The organism is Pseudomonas sp. S2_F07 (genome assembly GCF_054668325.1).
On record NZ_CP162758.1, the window covers coordinates 2,686,095 to 2,710,144 of the forward strand.

General features: G+C 60.3%; 21 protein-coding genes. 7 read left to right on the forward strand and 14 right to left on the reverse strand.

Features of this window, described 5'->3' with window-relative positions; translation table 11 throughout:
* Window positions 1–181 precede the first annotated feature (181 nt).
* Window positions 182–1,720: a glycerol-3-phosphate dehydrogenase gene (gene glpD, locus AB4O40_RS12010; protein ID WP_056726330.1), complete on the forward strand. Its 1,539-nt coding sequence runs from the start codon at window positions 182–184 to the stop codon at window positions 1,718–1,720.
* 67 nt (window positions 1,721–1,787) lie between these two features.
* Here the strand turns inward: glpD and AB4O40_RS12015 are convergent, their stop codons facing one another.
* From AB4O40_RS12015 to AB4O40_RS12025, 3 genes are all read right to left on the reverse strand, one after another.
* A complete protein-coding gene (locus AB4O40_RS12015; RefSeq protein ID WP_056726151.1) occupies window positions 1,788–2,894 on the reverse strand; it encodes an NADH:flavin oxidoreductase/NADH oxidase in 1,107 nt (368 codons plus the stop codon).
* A gap of 266 nt (window positions 2,895–3,160) precedes the next feature.
* Window positions 3,161–4,870, reverse strand: coding sequence for a single-stranded-DNA-specific exonuclease RecJ (gene recJ / locus AB4O40_RS12020; protein WP_460054398.1), 1,710 nt, complete (start codon window positions 4,868–4,870; stop codon window positions 3,161–3,163).
* 66 nt (window positions 4,871–4,936) lie between these two features.
* A complete protein-coding gene (locus AB4O40_RS12025) occupies window positions 4,937–5,479 on the reverse strand; it encodes a YaeQ family protein (protein WP_007971297.1) in 543 nt (180 codons plus the stop codon).
* 147 nt (window positions 5,480–5,626) lie between these two features.
* Between AB4O40_RS12025 and AB4O40_RS12030 the strand changes: the two genes are divergently transcribed.
* Window positions 5,627–6,826 (forward strand): CaiB/BaiF CoA transferase family protein, encoded by a 1,200-nt coding sequence (locus tag AB4O40_RS12030; protein WP_056726153.1) that lies wholly within the window; start codon window positions 5,627–5,629, stop codon window positions 6,824–6,826.
* Entirely contained in the window at window positions 6,780–7,748 is a 969-nt protein-coding gene (locus tag AB4O40_RS12035; RefSeq protein ID WP_056726154.1) for a TIGR02285 family protein, read from the forward strand. Before AB4O40_RS12030 ends, AB4O40_RS12035 begins: the two co-directional genes overlap by 47 nt.
* Window positions 7,749–7,917: 169 nt before the next feature.
* On the opposite strand, the gene AB4O40_RS12040 is transcribed toward AB4O40_RS12035, so the two are convergent.
* From AB4O40_RS12040 to xerD, 6 genes are all read right to left on the reverse strand, one after another.
* The gene (locus tag AB4O40_RS12040; protein ID WP_056726155.1) at window positions 7,918–8,205 is read right to left on the reverse strand and encodes a DUF3509 domain-containing protein; all 288 of its coding nucleotides are present in this window, start codon (window positions 8,203–8,205) and stop codon (window positions 7,918–7,920) included.
* Between the two features lie 161 nt (window positions 8,206–8,366).
* Window positions 8,367–9,722: a transporter substrate-binding domain-containing protein gene (locus AB4O40_RS12045; protein WP_056726156.1), complete on the reverse strand. Its 1,356-nt coding sequence runs from the start codon at window positions 9,720–9,722 to the stop codon at window positions 8,367–8,369.
* A 119-nt stretch (window positions 9,723–9,841) separates the two neighbouring features.
* Window positions 9,842–11,251: a threonine synthase gene (thrC, locus tag AB4O40_RS12050; protein WP_056726157.1), complete on the reverse strand. Its 1,410-nt coding sequence runs from the start codon at window positions 11,249–11,251 to the stop codon at window positions 9,842–9,844.
* A 66-nt stretch (window positions 11,252–11,317) separates the two neighbouring features.
* The gene (locus AB4O40_RS12055; protein WP_007998527.1) at window positions 11,318–12,622 is read right to left on the reverse strand and encodes a homoserine dehydrogenase; all 1,305 of its coding nucleotides are present in this window, start codon (window positions 12,620–12,622) and stop codon (window positions 11,318–11,320) included.
* 133 nt (window positions 12,623–12,755) lie between these two features.
* Window positions 12,756–13,487: a bifunctional protein-disulfide isomerase/oxidoreductase DsbC gene (gene dsbC, locus AB4O40_RS12060; protein WP_056726158.1), complete on the reverse strand. Its 732-nt coding sequence runs from the start codon at window positions 13,485–13,487 to the stop codon at window positions 12,756–12,758.
* 167 nt (window positions 13,488–13,654) lie between these two features.
* Window positions 13,655–14,551: a site-specific tyrosine recombinase XerD gene (gene xerD / locus AB4O40_RS12065; RefSeq protein WP_056726159.1), complete on the reverse strand. Its 897-nt coding sequence runs from the start codon at window positions 14,549–14,551 to the stop codon at window positions 13,655–13,657.
* A 107-nt stretch (window positions 14,552–14,658) separates the two neighbouring features.
* Between xerD and AB4O40_RS12070 the strand changes: the two genes are divergently transcribed.
* Complete coding sequence (locus AB4O40_RS12070) at window positions 14,659–16,461, forward strand: cation:proton antiporter (RefSeq protein WP_460054387.1); 1,803 nt, start codon at window positions 14,659–14,661, stop codon at window positions 16,459–16,461.
* A 147-nt stretch (window positions 16,462–16,608) separates the two neighbouring features.
* Here AB4O40_RS12070 and rplS read toward each other — a convergent pair whose 3' ends face one another.
* The 5 genes from rplS to ffh all read right to left on the reverse strand — a co-directional run bounded on the left by rplS (window position 16,609) and on the right by ffh (window position 20,180).
* Window positions 16,609–16,959, reverse strand: a complete 351-nt coding sequence (gene rplS / locus AB4O40_RS12075) for a 50S ribosomal protein L19 (RefSeq protein ID WP_003175895.1) — start codon at window positions 16,957–16,959, stop codon at window positions 16,609–16,611.
* A 45-nt stretch (window positions 16,960–17,004) separates the two neighbouring features.
* Entirely contained in the window at window positions 17,005–17,715 is a 711-nt protein-coding gene (gene trmD / locus AB4O40_RS12080) for a tRNA (guanosine(37)-N1)-methyltransferase TrmD (RefSeq protein ID WP_230427586.1), read from the reverse strand.
* Between the two features lie 44 nt (window positions 17,716–17,759).
* The gene (rimM, locus tag AB4O40_RS12085; protein WP_460054383.1) at window positions 17,760–18,296 is read right to left on the reverse strand and encodes a ribosome maturation factor RimM; all 537 of its coding nucleotides are present in this window, start codon (window positions 18,294–18,296) and stop codon (window positions 17,760–17,762) included.
* A 5-nt stretch (window positions 18,297–18,301) separates the two neighbouring features.
* Window positions 18,302–18,553: a 30S ribosomal protein S16 gene (gene rpsP, locus AB4O40_RS12090; RefSeq protein WP_007972721.1), complete on the reverse strand. Its 252-nt coding sequence runs from the start codon at window positions 18,551–18,553 to the stop codon at window positions 18,302–18,304.
* 250 nt (window positions 18,554–18,803) lie between these two features.
* Window positions 18,804–20,180, reverse strand: coding sequence for a signal recognition particle protein (gene ffh / locus AB4O40_RS12095; RefSeq protein WP_056726162.1), 1,377 nt, complete (start codon window positions 20,178–20,180; stop codon window positions 18,804–18,806).
* 210 nt (window positions 20,181–20,390) lie between these two features.
* Between ffh and AB4O40_RS12100 the strand changes: the two genes are divergently transcribed.
* The 3 genes from AB4O40_RS12100 (at window position 20,391) to AB4O40_RS12110 (ending at window position 24,027) form a co-directional block, all read left to right on the forward strand.
* Window positions 20,391–21,203, forward strand: coding sequence for a cytochrome C assembly family protein (locus tag AB4O40_RS12100; RefSeq protein ID WP_460054379.1), 813 nt, complete (start codon window positions 20,391–20,393; stop codon window positions 21,201–21,203).
* Window positions 21,204–21,215: 12 nt separating this feature from the next.
* Entirely contained in the window at window positions 21,216–22,448 is a 1,233-nt protein-coding gene (locus AB4O40_RS12105) for a transporter associated domain-containing protein (protein WP_056726164.1), read from the forward strand.
* Window positions 22,449–22,710: 262 nt separating this feature from the next.
* The gene (locus tag AB4O40_RS12110) at window positions 22,711–24,027 is read left to right on the forward strand and encodes an MFS transporter (protein WP_460054376.1); all 1,317 of its coding nucleotides are present in this window, start codon (window positions 22,711–22,713) and stop codon (window positions 24,025–24,027) included.
* Window positions 24,028–24,050 lie beyond the last annotated feature (23 nt).

Genomic DNA, 24,050 nt, shown 5'->3' on the forward strand with positions numbered 1-24,050 from the left:
GCCCCGCGCTCGGGCGATCTTTTGCTTTTATGTTCGTAAATTTTCCTTTAACCGCCCTTCGATGAGTATTTTCAATCGAAGCTGACTGGCTGTGCGCGTCTTTATGGGCTAGTATTTTCGCAAATGAACATTAATGTTCGAATTCAAATACAGAACATCAAAGAATTCCGAGGCCGTGCCGATGCCCACTTCCACCTTGCCTACGCCCCCTCTCGCCGAGGTCTACGATATCGCCGTCATCGGTGGCGGGATCAATGGCGTGGGGATCGCAGCGGATGCCGCCGGTCGCGGTCTTTCGGTGTTCCTTTGTGAAAAGGATGACCTGGCCAGCCATACCTCGTCGGCCAGCAGCAAGCTGATCCACGGCGGCCTGCGCTACCTCGAACATTACGAATTCCGCCTGGTGCGCGAAGCCCTGGCCGAACGTGAAGTGCTGTTGGCGAAGGCTCCGCACATCGTCAAGCAAATGCGTTTCGTGTTGCCGCACCGCCCGCACCTGCGCCCTGCCTGGATGATTCGTGCCGGTCTGTTCCTCTATGACAACCTGGGCAAGCGCGAGCAACTGCAAGGTTCGAAAAGCCTGAAGTTCGGCCCCGACAGCGCGCTCAAAAGCGAGATCACCAAGGGCTTCGAATACTCAGATTGCTGGGTCGATGACGCGCGCCTGGTGGTGTTGAACGCCATGGCCGCCAGGGAAAAAGGCGCCCACGTTCATACCCAGACCCGCTGCGTCAGCGCACGCCGCACCAAGGGTCTGTGGCACCTGCACCTGGAACGCGCCGACGGCAGCCTGTTTTCGATCCGCGCCAAGGCACTGGTGAACGCGGCCGGGCCATGGGTCGCCAGGTTCATTCGTGATGACTTGAAGATGGAGTCGCCATACGGCATCCGCCTGATCCAGGGCAGCCACCTGATCGTGCCGAAACTGTACGAAGGCGAACACGCGCACATCCTGCAAAACGAAGATCAGCGCATCGTGTTCACCATTCCGTACCTGAATCACTTCACCCTGATCGGCACCACCGACCGCGAATACACCGGCGATCCGGCGAAAGTGGCAATTACCGACGGCGAAACCGATTACCTGTTGAACGTAGTCAACGCCCATTTCAAAAAGCAAATTAGCCGCGACGACATTCTGCACAGCTATTCAGGTGTGCGTCCGCTGTGCAACGACGAGTCCGACAACCCGTCGGCCGTGACCCGCGATTACACCCTGGCGCTGTCTGGCACTGGCGAAGAGGCTCCGTTGCTGTCGGTGTTCGGCGGCAAGCTCACCACCTATCGCAAACTGGCCGAGTCGGCACTGGCGCAACTGGCACCCTACTTCAAGCACATCAAGCCAAGCTGGACCGCCAGCGCCACGCTGCCGGGCGGTGAAGACATGACCACCCCGCAAGCCTTGAGCTCGCGTATCCGCGACAAATTCGACTGGGTACCGAGCGAGATCGCGCGCCGCTGGGCCACCACCTACGGCAGCCGTACCTGGCGCATGCTCGAAGGCGTACAGGACCTCGGCGATATGGGCGAGCACATCGGCGGCGGTCTCTACACCCGCGAAGTCGACTATCTGTGCAGCGAAGAATGGGCCACCAGCGCCCACGACATCCTCTGGCGTCGCAGCAAGCTCGGCTTGTTCACGACGACGGCCGAACAGGAAAAGCTCAAGGGCTACCTGAGCCAGGTCGAAAAGAATCGCAGCAAGATCGAAGCGGCCTGATCGGTCACCGGCATAAACAAAAGCCCCTGAATCTCGCGATTCAGGGGCTTTTTCGTATCGATGGATTTCAGTCGCGCAAATCCGATTCATGAATCGGCTGCTCACGGTGAGTCGCCCGCTGATACTGCGCCGGCCATACAGCCTTGTGCCCGCCCAGATCGTCATCCGCGTGCAGCGCCCAGTACGGATCGCGCAACAACTCACGAGCGAGGAAGATGATGTCCGCCTGACAGGTGCGCAGGATGTGCTCGGCCTGGGCCGGCTCGGTGATCATGCCGACCGTACCGGTGGCCATGCCCGACTCCTTGCGCACCCGCTCGGCGAAGCGGGTCTGGTAACCCGGCCCTGTGGGAATCTCCGCATTCACCGCCGTCCCGCCCGACGAGACGTCGATCAGGTCGACCCCCAGGGCCTTGAGGCGTCGTGCCAGCTCCACGGTTTCATCGGGGTTCCAGCCGTCTTCCACCCAGTCGGTGGCCGATACCCGGACAAACACCGGCAACTCTTCAGGCCACACCGCACGCACCGCTTCGGTGACTTGCAGCACCAGCCGAATGCGATTTTCGAACGAACCGCCATATTGATCGCGACGCTGATTGCTCAACGGTGACAGGAACTGATGCAGCAGGTAACCATGGGCCGCATGCACTTCGACCACCTTGAAACCGGCCGTCAGTGAGCGCTTTGCCGCATCGACAAAGGCCTGGATGACCTTGGCGATCTCGCCGTCATCGAGTTGCCTGGGTTGGGTGTGCTGTGGATCGAATGCAATCGGTGAAGGGCCGACCGGCACCCAGCCGCCTTCATCGGGCTTGACGCTGCCATGCTTGCCGAGCCACGGCCGGTAGGTGCTTGCCTTACGCCCGGCATGAGCCAGCTGAATGCCGGCAACGGCGCCCTGGGCGGTGATAAAGCGGGTGATACGTTGCAGGGGTTCGATCTGTTCGTCATTCCAAAGACCGAGGTCCTCGGCCGTGATACGCCCGTCGGCGGTGACCGCCGTGGCTTCGGTAAACACCAGCCCGGCCCCGCCGACAGCGCGGCTGCCGAGGTGGACCAGATGCCAGTCATTGGCCAGGCCATCGGCGCTGGAGTACTGGCACATCGGCGATACCGCGATGCGGTTGGGCAGGGTCAATTGGCGAAGGGTAAAGGGTTCAAGCAGCAGACTCATGGGGCACCTCTCGAATCAGTGGGCAGGCTCCAGGTTCTGTTTGAATAGTCGACGAGTGACAGGAAAAAGGTACAACACCCGCCCCCGCGGGCAAAAAATTCGACAAGACGTCACAAGGCCAAAATCAAGCAGTGCTTAGAGCCTAGTCGACATCGGAGATCAGTGGAGGGTTCAAGAAAAGATCGCAGCCTTCGGCAGCTCCTACAGGTGTACGTCATGCCTTTGTAGGAGCTGCCGAAGGCTGCGATCTTTTGATCTTTAACGCACTATCGCGGTTCGATGTGGGCAATCATCAATTGAACCGTCTCGTTGCCACGAAACTCGTTGAGGTCGAGCTTGTAGGCCAGTTCCACCCACTTGATGGTCGGATTCGGCCAGATGTCGCGGTCGATCCCGAAGGCAATGCCGTCGAGTTTCACCGAACCACACTCACTTTTGAGCACGACTTTAAGGTGCCGCTCGCCAACGACACGCTGCTCGACCAACTGGAATACCCCATGAAACAACGGCTCCGGGAAGTGCTGACCCCAAGGGCCGGCATGCCGCAGGGCACGTGCCAGTTCCAGGTGGAACTCTTCCACCGCCAGGGTGCCGTCCGACAACAGACGGCCCGTCAGGTCTTCTTCGCGCAGTTGCCGGCGCACTTCAGCGTCGAAGGCTTCGGCGAACAAGGGGAAATTCGCTTCCGGCAGCGTCAGGCCGGCCGCCATCGCGTGCCCACCGTATTTGGTGATCAGATTCGGATGCTGCGCCGCCACCACGCTCAAGGCGTCGCGGATGTGAAAGCCCTGGACCGAACGCCCCGAGCCCTTGAGCGAACCATCCCCGGCATCGGCAAAGGCGATGGTCGGGCGGAAATAGCGCTCTTTCATCCGTGACGCGAGGATACCGATGACCCCCTGGTGCCACTCGGGATCGAACAGGCACAAGCCGAACGGCATCGACTCCACCGGCAGATCCTTGAGCTGTGCCAGCGCTTCGCGCTGCATGCCTTGCTCGATGGATTTGCGATCCTGGTTCATGCCGTCCAGTTGCGCCGCCATCTCACGGGCCAGACCGGCGTCTTCGGTCAGCAGGCACTCGATGCCCAGGCTCATATCGTCAAGGCGCCCTGCAGCGTTCAGGCGTGGCCCGACAATGAAACCCAGGTCAGTGGAGGTGATGCGCGCATGATCGCGCTTGGCCACTTCCAGGATCGCCTTGATCCCCGGCCGGGCACGTCCGGCGCGAATCCGTTCCAGGCCCTGATGCACCAGAATCCGGTTGTTGGCATCCAGCGGCACCACATCGGCCACGCTGCCCAGAGCCACCAGGTCGAGCAGTTCGCCGATATTCGGCTGCGGCGTGCTTGTGTACCAGCCCAGCTCGCGCAGCCGCGCGCGCAGGGCCATCAGCACGTAGAAAATCACCCCGACGCCGGCCAGCGCCTTGCTCGGAAACTCGCAACCGGGCTGGTTCGGATTGACGATGGCATCGGCCAGCGGCAGTTCGTCACCGGGCAAGTGGTGATCGGTGACGAGCACCTTGAGCCCGGCCTTTTTCGCCGCTGCCACGCCTTCGACGCTGGAGATGCCGTTGTCGACGGTAATCAGTAAATGCGGCTGACGCTCGAGCGCCACCGCGACGATTTCCGGCGTCAGGCCGTAGCCGTAGTCGAATCGGTTGGGCACCAGGTAATCGACATGTGCCGCACCCAGCAAACGCAGGCCCAGCGTGCCCACGGTACTGGCCGTCGCGCCGTCGGCATCGAAGTCGCCGACGATCAGGATGCGCTGACGCTGCTCAAGTGCCGTGACCAGCAAATCCACCGCCGCATCGATGCCCTTGAGTTGCTGGAACGGAATCAACCGCGCCAGGCTCTTGTCCAGTTCCGCCTCGGACAGCACGCCCCGAGCCGCGTACAGGCGGGTCAACAGCGGCGGAATATCACCGAGGAATGGCAGGGTATCGGGCAGCTGGCGAGGTTCGATGCGCATGGGGTGAAAGATGCTTCTCTTCAATACGTAGGATAAGACCGGGTGACGCGGTGCAGCAGCGAAAAATCAGCCGCGCTCACCGGCCAGCCACTGCAGCTGGACTTCGTGCTGACCACGGTCGTCGGTGACGAAAATCGTTCCTTCGCTGATCATCACGTCCCACTTGATGACGCGGGGCATGTCTTTGGCCAGGGTTTCCAGGACTTCCTGAGGCACGGCAGCGATGTTGACGTTCTTCAGGTTTTTCACCGCCGGCACCACTTTGCCCTCCCACACACGCAGGCTGCCATAGGCCAGCAGGCTGGTACGCTCAGTGCGGCGCGAGCACCAGGTCAGGCGCTCGGCATCCGGCTGGCCGACTTCGATCCAGTGCAGGACGCGGTCATCCAGGCTTTTTTCCCACAAGGCCGGTTCATCCACTTCTGACAGACCACGGCCAAAAGACAGCTGCTCGTTGTACCAGAGGGCGTAGGCCAGCAGGCGCACGGTCATGCGCTCTTCGGTTTCCGAAGGATGACGGGCGATGGTCTGCTTCACGCTCTCATAGACGCTGCGGTCGAGGTCGGTGAGGTTCAGTTCAAACTTGTAGGTCGTGGACGGCTGGGCCATGAACGGGCTTCTTGATACGAGGAAAGGCGGCAAGTCTAACCGATGCAACGGGCAATCCACGAATTGAACACCATCAAGCTGGAGCGTCGGACAGTCGGCTATGCTAAAACGCTCTATTCGCCCAACCTTTGCCCCACAGGATCCAGCATGCCGTTCACCGCCAAACCGCTTTCCGGTCTGAAAGTCATCGAATTGGGCACATTGATTGCCGGCCCGTTTGCCTCGCGCATTTGCGCTGAATTCGGTGCCGACGTGATCAAGATCGAATCCCCGGACGGCGGTGATCCATTGCGCAAATGGCGCAAGTTGTATGAAGGTACTTCGTTGTGGTGGTTCGTCCAGGCTCGCAACAAAAAGTCCCTGACCCTCAATCTCAAGCATCCCGATGGTCAGGCGATCCTGAAACAGCTGCTGGGTGAGGCAGACATCCTGATCGAAAACTTTCGCCCCGGCGTCCTGGAAAAACTCGGCCTGGGCTGGGACGTCCTGCACGCCCTGAACCCGAAGCTGGTCATGGTGCGGCTGTCGGGTTTCGGCCAGACCGGCCCGATGAAGGATCAGCCCGGCTTTGGCGCTGTCGGTGAATCCATGGGGGGGCTGCGCTACATCACCGGCTTCGAAGACCGCCCACCGGTGCGCACCGGCATTTCCATCGGCGACTCGATTGCCGCGCTCTGGGGCGTGATCGGCGCGTTGATGGCCCTGCGTCATCGTGAAGTCAACGGCGGCCAGGGGCAAGTGGTGGACGTGGCGCTGTACGAAGCCATCTTCGCGATGATGGAAAGCATGGTCCCGGAGTTCGACGTGTTCGGCTTCATCCGCGAACGCACGGGCAATATCATGCCCGGCATCACTCCGTCCTCGATCCACACCAGTGCCGATGGCAAGCACGTGCAGATAGGCGCCAATGGCGACGCGATTTTCAAACGCTTCATGCTGATCATTGGCCGCGAAGACCTGGCCAACGACACCCAGCTTGCCAGCAACGATGGCCGCGATGCCCGACGCGACGAGATTTATGGCGTCATCGATCGCTGGGTCAATTCGCTGCCGCTCGACACGGTGCTGGCGCAGCTCAATCAGGCCGAAGTGCCGGCCAGCCGGATCTTCAGCGCCGAAGACATGTTCAATGACCCTCAGTACCTGGCACGGGAAATGTTCCTGCAAGCCAAGCTGCCGGACGGCAAAGACTTCAAGATGCCGGGCATTGTGCCGAAACTCTCAGAGACACCCGGGGAATGTGAATGGGTCGGGCCACAACTGGGTGAGCACAACGCACAGGTACTCCAGGAACTTGGCTATGACGCGACGCAGATCGCACAATTGCGCAAAGACGGAGCCATCTGAACTGAGGCGCCTGCCTGCATGGGACATTGGACCCTGCCCGTCACGCGGCGGGTGGCTGCTGTGCGTGCTGGCGATTTCGCTTCTGCTCCTTGAACCGGTCCCCTCAGCCCTGGCGCAAACCAGGGAAACCCTGATCTGGCTCAAGCGCGACCTGCCGCCACTGACGATCTTCGAGGGGCCGAAAAAAGGCCAGGGCGTAATCGATCAACTGCTTCCACTGTTGATTGCCAGCATGCCGCAATACCAGCACAGCGTGATGAGGGTCAATCGCGCACGCGGATTGCAAATGCTCCACGAGCCGTCCCTCGTCTGCGATGCGGCGCTGAACTGGAGCAAGGAACGGGAACAGTGGATCGCCTTTTCCATCCCGGTCTTCCGTGCCATGAGTAATGGCCTGGCCGTGCGGCGCGTCGACCAGAAAGCGCTGGCCCCTTTTATCAAGGACGGCGAAGTGGACCTGGCAGCACTGCTCGCCAGCGGCAGCGAAAAACTGGGGATCATTGCCGAGCGCAATTACGGCGAATACCTCGACGCACTGCTCAAGCAAGCGCCGGCCGACGCGCTGACCGCTCATTACGGTAACGACGCCTTGGGCAGCCTGCTGCAGATGCAGCGCCTGGGACGCTTGCGCCTGCTGTTGGGTTATCGCCCGGAAATTCGCTACCAGGCCTCTCTGCAAGGCATTGCCGAGGATGAATTGCAGTTCTATCCGATCCGTGGCGCGGGCAAATACCTGTCCGGTTACATCGGTTGCACCGACACGCCAAAGGGCCGGCAGGCCATTGTCGAGATCAACCAGGTGCTGCGCACCCTTCCCCGTGAACGCCTTGACGAGGCCTACGCCGCCTGGCTGGATCCGGAGAGTCGCAACGATTACCTGAAAGATACCAAGGCGTTTTTCGACGACCTGGCATCCCCCTGACAAATCCCGGGCAAAAGAAACCCCGAGAAGTGGGGAGACGACTCGGGGTTAAACGTGGTCTGTTTGGAGACCAGTAGCAGCAAGCTACAAGCACCGGAGCACAATGCTTGATCCTGCTGTTACAAAGTCTGACTGACCTGGGCGCGGGAAGGTTCCCGCAAATAACCTTTCAGTTGCGACTGGCCAGCAGCTTGTCCTGCGCCGCATTACGCAATGCCGCAATGACACAAGGCTCAAGACGTCCTTCAGCAATCAGCACGTCGCGATGCAAACCGTCGACCACATCCGTCAGCAAGCGTTTGTCATTCAACTGGGCCTGATTGAACTCGCGCTCGACAACGGTGGCGCCCATAGCATTCTTCAGGGTCACCCGGCATTCGCCACGAATGCCTGACGGGGTCAACGTAACCTGATACGGGCTCAGCGCCTCACCGAGCAACAGACTGATACTTTCCATCCCGATCACCACTCAATAGTCCGAAAACAACGTGCCTGGGGCATGCCTACAACAAATGACCGCTGGCCCGAGAAGAAAGTTCTGGATACTGACCGCAGGCGAACCTGCAACCCAGTCAAGTGAGCATGCACGGCGAACATGACAGAGAAAAAACGCCATCATCACGCCTGTCGGGTGCGCCGGGCGATGTCGGCCCATCCCCCCAGCAATCCCCGTAGCTGGCCATCGGCCGTGTAAAACGGCACCGTCCACTGGTAGATATCCCTGACTCCGTCCTTGAACATCAATTGACGCTCGAAAAAGCGCGTCCTGCGTGAACTCAATTGCGCCATGTACTCGGCATGCAGCAGTTCCGCGGTTTGCCTGGGCATGGCGTCGACCTCAATCAACTGCCGCCCCTGCATCCGGTCAAAACGCGTCGACAAGGCGTCCTCATAACTTTTGTTGCACATGATCAAGCACCCTTGCAGATCACGGACAAACATCGGGTCAGGCATGGCATCCATCAGGGCATGCTGGAAAGCGAGTTGATCGCGCAGATTGCTTTGGGCCTCGACCCGTTGCCTGACCACCACCGCCAACCGTCGGTTCCAGAGCAGGGACAACAGACCGAACAGGCCGACCACCAACACGCCCCAGCAAACCCACTGGTCAATCCGCTGCCAGAGGTCAGGCGCCTGTGGCACGGTAGCGCCGCCGAACCACTTCAGGCGAAGGCCGCGCAACTCCTGTTCAGAAAACGCCTCAAGCGCCTTATTGAGGATACTCAACAGCTGCGGCTGGCCTTTGCGCAACGTCAGATAATCCGCATCCCATTTACCCGGTACCACAGCCCCGACCTGCAACCGCCCCGACGGAAAAAGCCGGGCGCCGATTTCGTTCTCGATGGTGACGTAGGCTTCATCGCTTTCAACCCATGCACGGGCTTCGGCGTGGGTTTTAACCGAACGCAATTCGATGGCTGGATAATCGCGACGGATCACCGCTTCCAGTGCATGCCGGGTCGGCAGCACCAGTACCCGCTTCGCCATATCCTCCAGCGTTTGCACCGGCGGTGCCCCGGCCCGCCCGACAAAGACCCATCCTGCACCGCCGAATGCATGGCTGAAATCGAGAAACGCATTGCGTTCGTCATTCATCGCCAGCGTCGTACTCAAATCCGCAGCGCCGTTTTCCAGATGGGCCAGCATCTGGTCGGTGGAGAAAGACTCCTGGTAAACGAACTGCAACCCCGTCATCTCACTGATGCGCTTGAGCAGGTCACTGTTCAAGCCCGTCCATTGGCCTTGTTCATCCTTGAACAGGTACAACGGGTATTCCAGTGCCGTGACCACGACCCGTGGATGGCTGGCCATCCACTGCAACTCCTGGTCATCCAGCACGACCATTGAGCGTGCGACAGGCTTTCCACGCTCCTGAATCGACGCAGGGTTCGCCCCGCCCCATTCGGCGATTCCCAGCATGCCGAATAAAATCAGCCAGCGCGCGACTGGCTTGAACACACTTGTAAACAGCATTCCCACGTCCTTGGTGATCCATTCGCCTGTCCCTTCGCGGCGATAACACGACAAGTGTGCATGCAGAAATGAAAAAGCCCGTCAGGAGACGGGCTTCAAAATGTAACAGCGCTGACCGGTTACAGGGGCTTGCCACGGTTGCCATGCTTGCTGACAAAGGCCTGCACGGCCTTCAGGTCATTTGGCAATACGGTGCAACGTTCGTCTCGCTCAAACAAATCAGAAAGATGTACTGGCAGTTCAAGAGCTTTTCCTACACCGGCTTTTTCCACCGCGTCCGGGAATTTGACCGGGTGGGCGGTGCCCAGGATCACCATTGGAATGTCCAGGCTGCGACGGCATTCCCGCGCAGCTTTCACGCCAATGGCAGTGTGCGGATCCAGCACTTCGCCAGTCTGCTCGTAGACTTCGGCGATGGTTTCGCAGGTTTGCGCGTCATCCACGGCCAGCGAGTCGAACAACTTGCGGGCTTCGGTCCAGCGTTCTTGCTCGACGCTGAAACCGCCGCCCTGCTTGAACGAATCCATCAGCCCGGCGATGGCCGCGCCGTTGCGACCGTGCAGGTCGAACAGCAGGCGTTCGAAGTTCGACGACACCATGATATCCATGGATGGCGACAGCGTGGCGTGCAGGGTTTCCTTGACGTACTGGTTGCCGCTCATGAAGCGGTGCAGGATGTCGTTGCGGTTGGTGGCGACGATCAACTGGTTGATCGGCAGGCCCATGTTGCGCGCCAGGTAACCGGCGAAGATGTCGCCGAAGTTGCCGGTCGGCACCGAGAACGACACCGAACGCGCCGGGCCGCCCAGTTGCAGCGCTGCGTGGAAGTAGTAAACGATCTGGGCCATGATCCGCGCCCAGTTGATCGAGTTCACCGCGACCAGGCGAGTGCCCTTGAGGAAGCCCTGGTCGGCGAAGCTCGCCTTGACCATTTCCTGGCAATCATCGAAGTTACCTTCGATGGCGATGTTGTGGATGTTCTCACCGAAGATGGTGGTCATCTGCCGACGCTGCACTTCGGACACCCGGTTGTGCGGGTGCAGGATGAAGATGTCGACGTTTTCGCAGTGCTTGCAGCCTTCGATGGCGGCCGAACCGGTGTCACCGGAGGTTGCACCGACGATCACCACGCGCTCGCCGCGCTTTTCCAGCACGTAGTCGAGCAGGCGACCCAGCAGTTGCAGGGCGAAGTCCTTGAACGCCAGGGTCGGGCCGTGGAACAGCTCCAGCACCCATTCGTTGCCGTTCAGCTGACGCAGCGGCGCAACAGCGCTGTGGGCGAACACGCCGTAGGTTTCTTCAAGAATCTTTTTGAAATCGGCGTCCGGAATGCTGCCGGTGACGAACGGGCGCATGACGCGAAAAGCCAGCTCGTGATATGGCAGGCCGGCCCAGGAGGCGATTTCTTCCTGGGTGAAACGTGGCAGGTTTTCCGGGACGTACAGACCGCCGTCGGTGGCAAGGCCTGCCAGCAGGACGTCTTCGAAATTCAGGGCCGGTGCCTGGCCGCGGGTACTGATGTAACGCATGACTGACTCCAATGGACAGTGTTCGTAGTGCCGGGCCCGCAAGCGAGCCCGGTCAACGATATCGGCTTAGTTCAGGTGCTCGACACGGATCCGTACAACCGGACCGACCACACCCGCCAAAGCTTCCAGAGCAGCGATGGCATCGTTGATGTGCTGTTCCAGCACGCGGTGGGTCAGCAGGATCATCGGCACCAGGCCGTCGTGCTCCTCGGCTTCCTTCTGCATGATCGACTCGATGTTGATGCCGCGCTCCGAGAGGATGCTCGCGACCTGAGCCAATACGCCCGGATGGTCCTTGGCCTGGATACGCAGGTAGTAGGCGCTTTCGCAGGCTTCGATCGGCAGGATCGGGTGAGCCGACAGCGAGTCCGGCTGGAACGCCAGGTGCGGCACGCGGTTCTCCGGGTCGGAGGTCATGGCGCGGACCACGTCCACCAGGTCGGCGATCACCGACGAAGCAGTCGGCTCCATGCCGGCGCCAGCGCCGTAGAACAGGGTCGAACCGGCAGCATCGCCGTTGACCATCACCGCGTTCATCACGCCGTTGACGTTGGCGATCAGGCGATCGGCCGGGATCAGCGTCGGGTGCACGCGCAGTTCGATACCGGCCGCGGTGCTGCGCGCCACGCCCAGGTGCTTGATGCGGTAACCCAGCGCTTCGGCGTAGTTCACGTCGGCGGTGGTCAGCTTGGTGATGCCTTCGGTGTAGGCCTTGTCGAATTGCAGCGGAATACCGAACGCAATCGAAGCCAGGATCGTCAACTTGTGAGCCGCGTCGATACCCTCGACGTCGAAGGTCGGATCGGCTTCGGCGTAACCCAGGGCCTGGGCTTCGGCCAATACGTCTTCGAAGGTGCGACCCTTCTCGCGCATTTCCGTGAGGATGAAGTTGCCCGTGCCGTTGATGATGCCGGCCACCCAGTTGATGCGGTTGGCGGACAGGCCTTCGCGGATCGCCTTGATCACCGGGATGCCACCGGCCACCGCCGCTTCGAACGCAACGATCACGCCCTTCTCGCGGGCCTTGGCGAAAATTTCATTACCGTGAACGGCGATAAGCGCCTTGTTCGCGGTGACCACATGCTTGCCATTCTCGATGGCCTTGAGTACCAGCTCGCGGGCAACGGTGTAGCCGCCCATCAGCTCTATAACGATGTCGATCTCAGGGTTCGTGGCCACTTCGAAGACATCGTTGGTAATCGCAATACCGGTCGTTTGGAACTGAGGCTTTGGCGTGCGCATGGCAATTTGTGCCACTTCGATCCCACGCCCGGCACGACGAGCAATTTCCTCGGCGTTGCGCTGAAGTACGTTGAAGGTACCGCCACCGACGGTTCCTAACCCACAGATGCCTACTTTGACCGGTTTCACTGTGAACTCCCCATAAAACGGCCGACTCGAGGCCGGCCGTGAAAACAACCGCATGCTCGCGGCTCTCTATTGATGGCCCGGCGAATGTCGCTGCCGGACCATGATCGTCAAGGCTCGCCGTGACGATGCGAATTTACTTCGCGCCCAGCGCCAGTTTGGCGACTTGTGGCGCAGGCTGGTAGCCCGGAATGACCTGACCGTCGGCCAAAACGATGGCCGGTGTGCCATTCACGCCGATCGACTGGCCGAGTGCGAACTGTTTGGAAACCGGGTTATCGCACTTGGCGGCCTTGATTTCCTTTCCGTCGACCATTTTGTCCATGGCCGCTTTCTTGTCTTTCGAGCACCACACCGCTTGCAGTTGCTCGTCACCCGGCGAGCCCAGGCCCTGGCGCGGGAACGCGACGTAACGCACTTCGATGCCGCGCTTGTTCAGCTCAGGCACTTCGGCGTGCAGCTTGTGGCAGTACGGGCAGGTGGTGTCGGTGAATACGGTGATGTGCGACTTGGTTTCGCCAATGGCCGGGTAGACAACGGTTTCGGCAACCGGAATGTTGTTGATCAGTTTGGAGATGCCCAGGCGCTCGGTCTTCTCGGTCAGGTTGACCGGCTTGCCGTCCTTGAGATCGAACAGGTAGCCCTGGACCACGTACTGGCCGTCGGCGCTGGCGTACAGCACACGGCTGCCCTTGAGCTTGACTTCGTACAGGCCTGGCAACGGGCTGGCGGTGATGGTCTCTACCGGCACTTCGAGCTGGAGGTTTTCCAGGCTTTTACGAATGGCTTTGTCGGCCGCGTCATCGGCGACGGCAAAGGTGCTGACCAACGCAATGGCTGCGGCGGCGAAAATCTGGGTCAGACGCATGAGAACTCCTGAAGGCGAACATATGGGACGATCAGAACGCCCGTGCCGAAACACCGGGTCATAACCGCCCATCGTGCAAACCGGCCCAGCCTATCACATAAGGTCCGCAGGGCCGAATGCACCTGATGCAAGACATTTGTGGCTGCACAATCCCACAGGTTTTTCGGTCAACCCCGGGGGTGATGCCTGGCATGCAGATCCTGCAAACGCGCTCGGGCAACATGGGTGTAGATCTGCGTCGTCGATAAATCGCTGTGCCCCAGCAGCATCTGCACCACCCGCAGGTCTGCGCCGTGGTTGAGCAGGTGCGTGGCGAAGGCATGGCGCAAGGTGTGTGGCGACAGCGACTTGCCGATCCCCGCCACCTTGGCCTGGTGCTTGATCCGGTGCCAGAAGGTCTGGCGGGTCATCTGCTCGCCACGCTGGCTCGGGAACAACACATCGCTGGGACGCCCGCCAAGCAGTTCGCTGCGGGCATCACGCATATAGCGCTCGACCCAGACAATCGCCTCCTCGCCCATCGGCACCAGCCGCTCCTTGCTGCCCTTGCCCATCACTCGCAACACGCCTTGACGCAAATTGACTTGCTCCAGGGTGAGGCTGATCAGCTCGGTCACCCGCAAACCACAGGCATACAGCACTTCAAGCATGGCCCGGTCGCGCTGGCCGATGGCCTCGCTCAAATCGGGCGCCTTCAGCAAGGCTTCCACATCCGCCTCGGACAAGGACTTTGGCAGCGGCCTGCCGAGTTGCGGCATATCAACGCGCAATGTCGGATCGACCGAGATCATCTTTTCCCGCAGCAGGTAACGATAAAAGCCACGCACCCCCGAGAGAAAGCGCGCAGTGGAACGAGGCTTGTAGTTTTGCTCCAGACGCCAGGCCAGGTGGTCGAGTATCAACTCGCGCCCGGCATTGACCAGCTCCAGCCCTTTGTCCTGCAGCCAGCCGTTGAACAGCGCCAGGTCACTGCGATAGGCATCGCGGGTGTTATCGGAAAGGCCTTTCTCCAGCCACAGGGCATCGAGGAATTGGTCTATCAGCGGGTGATCGATGGCAGGCATGGGCACTCGAATCACGCAACCTTGAGGCCGCGCGCAAAATTAAAATTGGACATGGAAACGGCCGCTAGTCTTTCATAGGCCGCCATTTCAAGGAACAGGGAGCAGCAATGAGCGAGCAGCAGATTTTATTGGCATTTGGCGGGATAGGCGCGGCGGCGCTGCTTTGCCAATGGCTGGCCTGGCGCTTGAAACTGCCGGCGATTCTTTTTCTGCTGTTGGCCGGCATCCTGGCCGGCCCCGTGCTGCACTTGCTCGACCCGCAGGAAATGTTCGGCCCACTGTTGATGCCGCTGGTGTCCCTGGCGGTGGCGCTGATCCTGTTCGAGGGCAGCCTGACCCTGCATCTGTCCGAATGGCGCGAAATCGGCAGCGTTGTCCATCGGCTGGTCACCATTGGCGCCCTCTCTACCTGGGTGGTCATTGCTGTCGCCACTCACTGGCTGCTGGATTTCGACTGGATGCTGGCCATCCTGTTCGGCAGCCTGACCCTGGTGACCGGGCCGACCGTGATCGTACCGATGCTGCGCGTCGTGCGCCCGAAAGCGTCGATTGCCAACATCCTGCGCTGGGAAGGCATTGCCATCGACCCCATCGGTGCCCTGCTGGCGGTGGTCGTCTATAGCTTCATCATCGCCAGCTCCAAAGGTAACGGTCTCGAGGAAAGCCTGCTGACCTTCGGCGGCGTGATTTTGTGCGGCAGCCTGTTCGGTGTTTTGGGTGGCTGGTTGCTCGGTACACTGATTCGCCGCCAGTGGCTGCCGGAATACCTGCACAACCTGGCAGCGCTCGCGGCAGTCCTGGGTATTTTCATTGGCTCCAATGAAGTCACCAACGAATCCGGGTTGCTGGCCGTGACCTTGATGGGCATGTGGCTGGCTAACATGAAAGGCGTGGACGTGCGGCACATCCTGCACTTCAAGGAGAACCTCAGCGTACTGCTGATCTCCGGCCTGTTCATTCTGCTGGCGGCCCGGCTGGACCTGAACGCCATGATCGGCCTCGGGCCTCTGGTGCTGATTTTGCTGCTGGTCATTCAGTTCATCGCCCGACCATTGAATGTGCTACTGAGCACGGCGGGCTCCAGCCTGGGTTGGCGCGAGCGAGCGTTGCTGGCGTGGATTGCCCCAAGGGGCATCGTGGCAGCGGCAGTGTCGGCGATCTTCGCCATTCGCCTGCATGAGGCAGGTCACCAGGGAGCATTGCTGCTGGTGCCGCTCACCTTTGCGGTGATCATCGGCACGGTGGTGTTGCAAAGCGCGACGGCACGACCGCTGGCTCGCCTGCTAAAGGTGGCGGAACCGGCACCGAGCGGCTTCCTGATCATCGGCGCCAACGGACCTGCGCGCACGCTGGGCAAGGCCCTGCAACAATTGGGCAGTCGCGTACTGCTGACGGATTCGAGCTGGGAAAACATTCGCGCAGCGCGGATGGAAGGCTTGCCGACCTATTTTGGCAACCCGGCGTCGCAACATGCCGATGCGCACCTGGACCTGGTCGGCCTCGGGCATTTGCTGGCGTTGTCGCCCTCCGGCGAGATGAACACCCTGGCGCTGATGCGCTTTCGTCATGAGCTGGGCCATCAGCGCATGTTCGGCCTGGCCAGCGGCCAGGAAAACCGCCGCACCGACAAGCACCGCACCAGCCTGGAACATCGCGGCAATCAACTGGGCAGCGAAGCGCTGACCTACGCCAAGCTCGCCAGTCAACTGAGCCAGGGCGCCGAGTTGTACAGCACAACGTTGACGGATGGTTTCAGCTGGGACAATTACCGCGCGCTGCATGGTGAGCGTGCGACCCTGCTGTTCGTGCGCGACGACAGCGGTTGGGTGCACGTGGTAACACCGGACAGTGTATTGAAGCCCGCCGCAGGGTGGACGCTACTGGCATTGATCCAGCCTGAAAACCACTAGGGCCAAAAAGATCGCAGCCTTCGGCAGCTCCTACAGGGTGAATATCGTAGGAGCTGCCGAAAGCTGCGATCCTTTCAGACGGACACCAAATCGCAGGCAACAAAAAAGCAGCCCGCAGGCTGCTTTTTTTTGCATCGGAAGCTGGACTTAAGCCAGTTTTTCCTTGATGCGAGCTGCTTTACCCGACAGGTCACGCAGGTAGTACAGCTTGGCTTTACGTACGTCACCGCGACGCTTGACAGCCATGCTGTCGATTTGCGGGGAGTAAGTCTGGAAAGTACGCTCTACGCCAACACCGTTGGAGATTTTACGAACGGTGAATGCACTGTTTACGCCGCGGTTACGCTTGGCGATAACAACACCTTCGAACGCTTGCAGACGCGAACGGTCGCCTTCCTTCACTTTCACCTGAACGACAATGGTGTCGCCCGGGGCAAAGGTAGGGATCTCTTTGGTCATCTGCTCTGCTTCGAGTGCAAGGATGATTTTGTTAGTCATGCTGTGCTCCTAAGGTAAATCGTCGGATCTACCATCGATACGTTGTTAACTATCGTCCCGCTCGCGGATGTATTCCTCGAGCAGCTTCTTCTCTTCTCCAGAAAGCGAGCGGCTTTCCAGAAGATCGGCGCGTCGTTCAAAGGTCCGACCAAGGGACTGCTGTAAACGCCAACGCCGGATGTGCGCGTGATTGCCACTTAGCAATACGTCGGGAACACGCTGATCCGCATACACCTCCGGTCGGGTGTAGTGCGGGCAATCCAGCAAACCATCCGTAAAGGAATCTTCCTCGGCGGAGTCCGCATGCCCTAAAGCTCCAGGCAGCAGTCGTGTAACCGCATCGATCAGGACCATCGCCGGCAGCTCGCCGCCAGACAGTACATAGTCGCCAATCGACCACTCTTCATCGACATGAGCATCAATAAAACGCTCGTCAATGCCTTCATAGCGGCCGGCAATCAGGATCAATGCATCCAGATTCGCCAACTCGCGTACCGCCGACTGAGTCAGTTGACGGCCTTGGGGGGACAGGTAAATTACCTTCGCCGCCTCCCCGGCTGCTGCCTTGGCCTGAACCAGAGCATCTTCCAGGGGCTTGATCTTCATCACCATGCCCGGACCACCGCCAAACGGGCGATCGTCCACAGTGTGATGTCGATCCGTCGTGTAGTCTCGCGGATTCCAACAGGTGAGCTGCAAGAGCCCCTGTTTCACCGCCCGACTGGTGATGCCGTACTCGCTGATGGCGGAAAACATCTCGGGAAACAGACTGATCACTTCTACGCGCAAGTTAGCCACGCTTAGAAATCCGCGTCCCAATCCACCTTCATCTCGCCCGCTGCCAGGTCGACGGCCAACACGCATTGCTCCGTATAGGGCAACAGGCGTTCGCGATCATCCAGGCTGCCAGCGCAAGGCTTGACCACCATGACATCGTTCGAGCCGGTCTCCAGCAGGTGATCGATTTTCCCGAACAGTTGTCCGAGGGTGTCGATGACCTTGAGACCTTCCAGCTGGTACCAGTAGTACTCGCCGTCGGTGAGTTCAGGGAACAGGTTGCGCGGCACGCAGATCTCATAACCGGCCAGAAGACGAGCTTCTTCGCGATCATCAAGACCCTTGAGCTTTGCGACCAGGAACTTGTCGTTCCCGCGTCCGCTGGCCAGCTCTACCTGCTTTACATTACCGTCACGCTTGAGCGTCCAGGTCTTGTATTCCAGCAGGTTTTTGATCGGATCAGTAAAGGAGTACACCTTTACTTCGCCGCGAACGCCGTGAACAGAATAAATCTTGCCGATAACGATCAAATCATCAGCAATGGCTGGCGTCGCGTTCATATTGCTCAGGCCGCAGCCTTAGCAGATTCCTTCAACAACTGAGCAACGCGCTCAGAAGGTTGTGCACCAACGCTCAGCCAGTAGGCTACGCGCTCTTGGTTCACGGACAGACGAACTTCCTGACCACGGGCAACAGGGTTGAAGTAGCCAACCTGTTCCTTGTGCGAACCGTCGCGCGGGTTGCGGCTGTCGGTTACGGTCAAGTGGTAAAACGGGCGCTTTTTGGAGCCGCCAAGGGCAAGACGGATTGTTAGCATGTGAACATCGTTCCTGTAGTCGGTGCTGCAAATCTAAAGGCACAGCGGGCATAGGTGCCCGAAAGGCCGCATATTCTAAGGAATATCCGGACTTTTGCAAATGACTTTTTCCGGCGGTCTATCGGCCGCCATGCAGATTTGCTATAGAGCCGTCGTTGAAAACGGCCGGTCAGCTCCCGCCAAGTGCGGGTTTGCTGGAGATCCCGCTTCCTTGCGGGTCTGCGCCGGTGCGATGACCGGCGCGGATTCTTTACATCTTTGGCATGCCGCCGCCGGGCAACATTCCGCCCATGCCGCGCATCATCTTGGCCATTCCGCCTTTTGCAGAGAACTTCTTCATCATCTTCTGCATCTGCTTGTGCTGCTTGATCAAGCGGCCGATGTCCTGCACTTGGGTGCCGGACCCCATGGCGATCCGGCGCTTGCGCGAACCGCTGATCATCTCAGGGTCGCGGCGCTCGGCCGGGGTCATGGAGTTGATGATGGCTTCCATCTGTTTGAATTGTTTCTCTGCCGCGCCCTGGGCATTGCCCATTTGAGCCAGGTTCACGCCACCCATGTTCGGCAGCTTGTCCATGAGCCCGCCGAGGCCGCCCATGTTCTTCATCTGTTGCAACTGATCGCGGAAGTCTTCGAGATCGAAGCCCTTGCCCTTCTTTAATTTCTTTGCAAGCTTGTCGGCCTTGTCCTTGTCGAGGGTCGCTTCCGCCTGCTCGATGAGGCTGAGCACGTCGCCCATGCCGAGGATGCGCGAGGCGATACGCTCAGGGTGGAACGGATCGAGCGCTTCGCTCTTCTCGCCCATACCGATGAACTTGATCGGCTTGCCGGTGATGGCGCGCACCGACAGGGCGGCACCGCCACGGGCGTCGCCGTCGACCTTGGTCAGGATCACACCGGTCAGCGGCAATGCATCGCCGAAGGCCTTGGCCGTGTTGGCGGCGTCCTGGCCGGTCATGGCGTCGACCACGAACAGGGTTTCGACCGGGTTGATCGCCGCATGCAGGGCCTTGATCTCGCCCATCATCTCTTCATCGATGTGCAGGCGACCGGCGGTATCGACGATGACCACGTCGATGAATTTGAGTTTCGCTTCTTTAATAGCCGCTTGCGCGATCTCGACCGGCTTCTGGCTCAGGTCGGACGGGAAGAAGGTAACGCCGACTTCACCGGCGAGCATTTCCAGCTGCTTGATCGCCGCTGGACGATAAACGTCCGCGGACACAACCATGACCGACTTCTTCTTGCGCTCTTTAAGGAAGCGCGCGAGCTTGCCGGCGGTGGTGGTCTTACCCGCGCCCTGCAAACCGGCCATGAGGATGACGGCGGGCGGAACGGCGCTCAGGTTCAAATCTTCGTTGGCCGCGCCCATCAGGCTTTCGAGTTCGGCCTGGACGATCTTCACGAAGGCCTGGCCCGGCGTCAGGCTGCGAGATACCTCGGTGCCTACGGCGCGTTCCTTGACCGAATTGACGAAGTCCTTGACCACCGGCAGGGCGACGTCGGCTTCGAGCAACGCCATGCGCACTTCACGCAGGGTGTCTTTGATGTTGTCTTCGGTCAGCTTGGCCTTGCCGGTGACATGGCGCAGCGTCTGCGAGAGACGGTCGGTTAAGTTTTCAAACATTGCGCGATCCTTTCAGGCCCTGTGTAGACCGGGATAATGGCGGCCCGGACCGGACTAAACGTGTGCTCGGCGAGCCTGCGGCGTGGGCAGGTCGCGGATTATAGCGAAGACTGTGGCCGGCGGACACCTCGCTGTCAGGTTGCGCGGTCTTTCGTGCGGCGGGGGTTCTATGCCAAACTCAGCGACTTTCGGGCTTGCCTAACAGGATTTATGCTCCCCTTGTCACCCAGCTTGCTAACTACCCTCGCCGCCGCCTGCTTGTATGCCGCTGCGACCATTTACCAGGGCACTCGCCTGGCGTCCGGCGCCAAGGTCAACAAACGCCTGCTGGTCATGCTCGGCGTGCTCGCCGTATTGGCCCACAGCGTCAGCCTGCTCACCCACCTGCTGACCCCGACCGGCCTGGCCCTGGACTTCTTCAGTGCCGCCGGCCTCATTGCCGTGGCGGTCATCGCGCTGACCCTGCTGGCCTGCTCGCGGATTCCGGTGGAGAACCTGCTGGTCCTGCTGCTCCCGCTTGGAGCCCTGACCGTGATGCTGGCGCATTTTGCCCCTGCCGGCACGGTACAGGTCATCGATGAGGAGCCGGGCATCCTCGCCCACATCCTGCTTTCGATCCTGGCCTACGGCATGTTCACCATCGCGGTGTTCCAGTCCTTGCTGCTGCTGATCCAGGACCACCAGCTCAAGCACAAGCACCCCTCCGGGCTGATCAAGAACTTCCCGCCGCTGCAAACCATGGAAAGCCTGCTGTTCGGCTTCCTCTGGGCCGGCTGGACGCTGTTGTCGCTGTCGCTGATTTCCGGATGGTTGTTCGTCGAGAATCTGTTCGCCCAGCATCTGGTGCACAAAACCCTGCTGGCCTGCCTGGCCTGGATCGTTTTCAGCGTACTGCTGTGGGGACGCAATCGCCTCGGCTGGCGCGGGCACAAAGCCATTCGCTGGACCCTGGCCGGTTTTTGCCTGCTGATGCTGGCGTATTTCGGCAGCAAGCTGGTTCGTGAATACATCCTGCATATCTGACGGGCGGCATTAATGGACGACTTGCCCATAGGGCCGATGCTCGCGGTAGTGACCCTGCTGGTTTTATGGTCGGGGCTGTTTACCGCCATCGAAGCGGCGCATCAGCATTTGCTGGCCCAGCGCACCGCAACGCGCTCCAGCGACAAACCGGTGGCGAAACTCAACTTCCCCCTGGCCAGCCTGATTTTTTGCAACACCCTGTGCCGCGCACTCGTGGTGGTCATCAGCACCTTGCTGGCCATTTTCACTTGGGCGGAGAACGGTCCGTGGGTCGCCTGCCTCGGGGCGGGCACCATGTTGCTGGTGTTTTCCGACTACTTGCCACGCGCCCTGGCCGCTCGCTATCCGGATGCGATCCTGGCCCAGGGCAACAACCTGCTGCGGCTACCGCTGAAAATCATCTATCCCGCGGCATGGCTGCTCAATAGCATCAGCCATTTGCTGACGCGGCCATTCGCCCGTAAAGCCAAAGTGGTGCAACAGAGTGAGGACGAAACGCTGACGGAACGGCATGCGCCCTCCGAAACCGTCAGCCGCCCTCACCCGCTGCCAGGCATCCACGCGCTGGACAACATCACCGTCAATGACATCCTGGTACCGCGCAGTGACGTGGACGGCATCAATCTCGATGACTCCATCGAAGAAATCATCGAACAGTTGCGCCACAACAGGCGTACTCGCCTGCCGGTGTTCCACAGCGATATCAACCAGGTCGAAGCCGTCCTCAACACCCGGCACATCCTTCACTTGCTGCCCGATGCCAGCCTGACCAGGGAAGCGTTGCTGGCGGCCAGCCACGAACCGTACTTCGTGCCGGAAAGCACCCCGCTGCAGCTGCAACTGCTCAACTTCCACAAGCAGCAGCGGCGCCTGGGCATGGTGGTCGACGAATACGGCGAAGTGCTGGGCATCGTCACCCTGGAAGACATTCTCGAAGAAATCGTCGGCGAGTTCGAAAGCCAGCAGAGCCTGGACAATCCGCACATTCATCCGCAAGCCGACGGACGCCTGGTGATCGACGGTGCCGCGTCCATTCGCGAACTGAACAAGAGCCTCGGCTGGCACCTGCCCAGCGATGGCCCGAAAACCCTGAATGGCCTGGTTACCGAGGCCCTGGAAACCATTCCCGAAAGCGCGGTGTGCCTGAAGATCGGCCGGTATCGCCTGGAAATTCTCGAGACCGAAGACAACCGGGTCACGCGGGTGCTGATCTGGCAGACCAGCTCGATGCCGGTTGTTATCTAACTGCCAGGCAAATCTTTCGTGGCCACTCAAGCCACTTGTTCGATCGTTAGCCACCTTTCTATAATCGAAGCGCTTACCCAAGCCTCGCCGGCCCCCGTGCTTACCCCGCACTTCGCAGCTTCCGGCCCGTCCATCAGCAAAGCCCGCAACAGACCGCCGACTGTTCCTACCTTGAACAGCGACCGTGCCTCCACCCACATCCCTGGGTTCTCGACCATAATAATTCGCTCCACTGGAGCACATGACAGTCAGGGATAACCGCATGACGACCAGCACGACTTACAGCGCCTCCACACCTGCACAACCGACGAACTCCGCCACCCGCGTGGCCACCGCGAGCTTCATCGGTACCGCCATCGAGTTCTACGACTTCTACGTCTATGCCACCGCCGCCGCGCTGGTGATCGGCCCGGTGTTCTTTCCGCAGACATCCGGCACCGCCCAGATGCTTTCGGCGTTTCTCACGTTCGGCATCGCCTTCCTTGCGCGCCCCTTGGGTTCTGCCCTGTTCGGCCACTTCGGCGACCGTATCGGCCGCAAGTCGACCCTGGTCGCCTCGCTGCTGCTGATGGGCGTGTGCACCACGTTGATCGGCGTGCTGCCGGGATACGACAGCATTGGCGCCTGGGCACCGATCCTGCTTTGCGTCCTGCGCTTCGGCCAAGGCCTTGGGTTGGGCGGTGAATGGGGTGGCGCGGCATTGCTGGCCACGGAGAATGCGCCGAAAGGCAAGCGCGCGTGGTTCGGCATGTTCCCGCAACTGGGTCCATCCATCGGCTTTCTGGCGGCCAACGGCCTGTTCCTGACCTTGGCCGTGGTGCTGGACGATGAACAGTTCCGCTCATGGGGCTGGCGTATTCCCTTCCTGCTCAGCGCCGCACTGGTGATGGTCGGCCTGTATGTGCGCCTCAAGCTGCATGAGACCCCGGTATTCGCCAACGCCGTGGCACGCCAGGAACGAGTGAAGATCCCGCTGTTCGAGCTGTTCGGCCAATACTGGATGCCCGTATTGCTGGGTGCCGGCGCGATGGTGGTGTGCTATGCGCTGTTTTACATCTCCACCGTGTTTTCCCTGAGTTACGGCGTGGCAACGCTCGGCTACAGCCGCGAAACCTTCCTCGGCCTGCTGTGCTTCGCGGTGCTGTTCATGGCTGCCGCCACCCCGCTGTCGGCCTGGGCCAGCGACCGTTACGGGCGCAAACCGGTGCTGATCATCGGCGGAGTGCTGGCGATCCTGTCCGGCTTCCTCATGGAGCCGCTGCTGACCCAAGGCTCGACCTGGGGTGTGGCGCTGTTCCTGTGCATCGAACTGTTTCTGATGGGCGTGACGTTTGCACCGATGGGTGCGCTGCTGCCGGAGCTGTTCCCCACCCACGTGCGCTACACCGGCGCCTCAGCGGCCTACAACCTGGGCGGTATCGTCGGCGCGTCCGCAGCACCGTTCTTCGCCCAGAAACTGGTGGCGATGGGCGGGTTGAGTTACGTCGGCGGTTACGTGTCCGGGGCGGCGGTGCTGAGTTTGATTGCAGTGCTGTGCCTGAAGGAAACGCGGCATAACGATTTGAATCGCATCGACTGATAGACCGCCATCGCGGGCAAGCC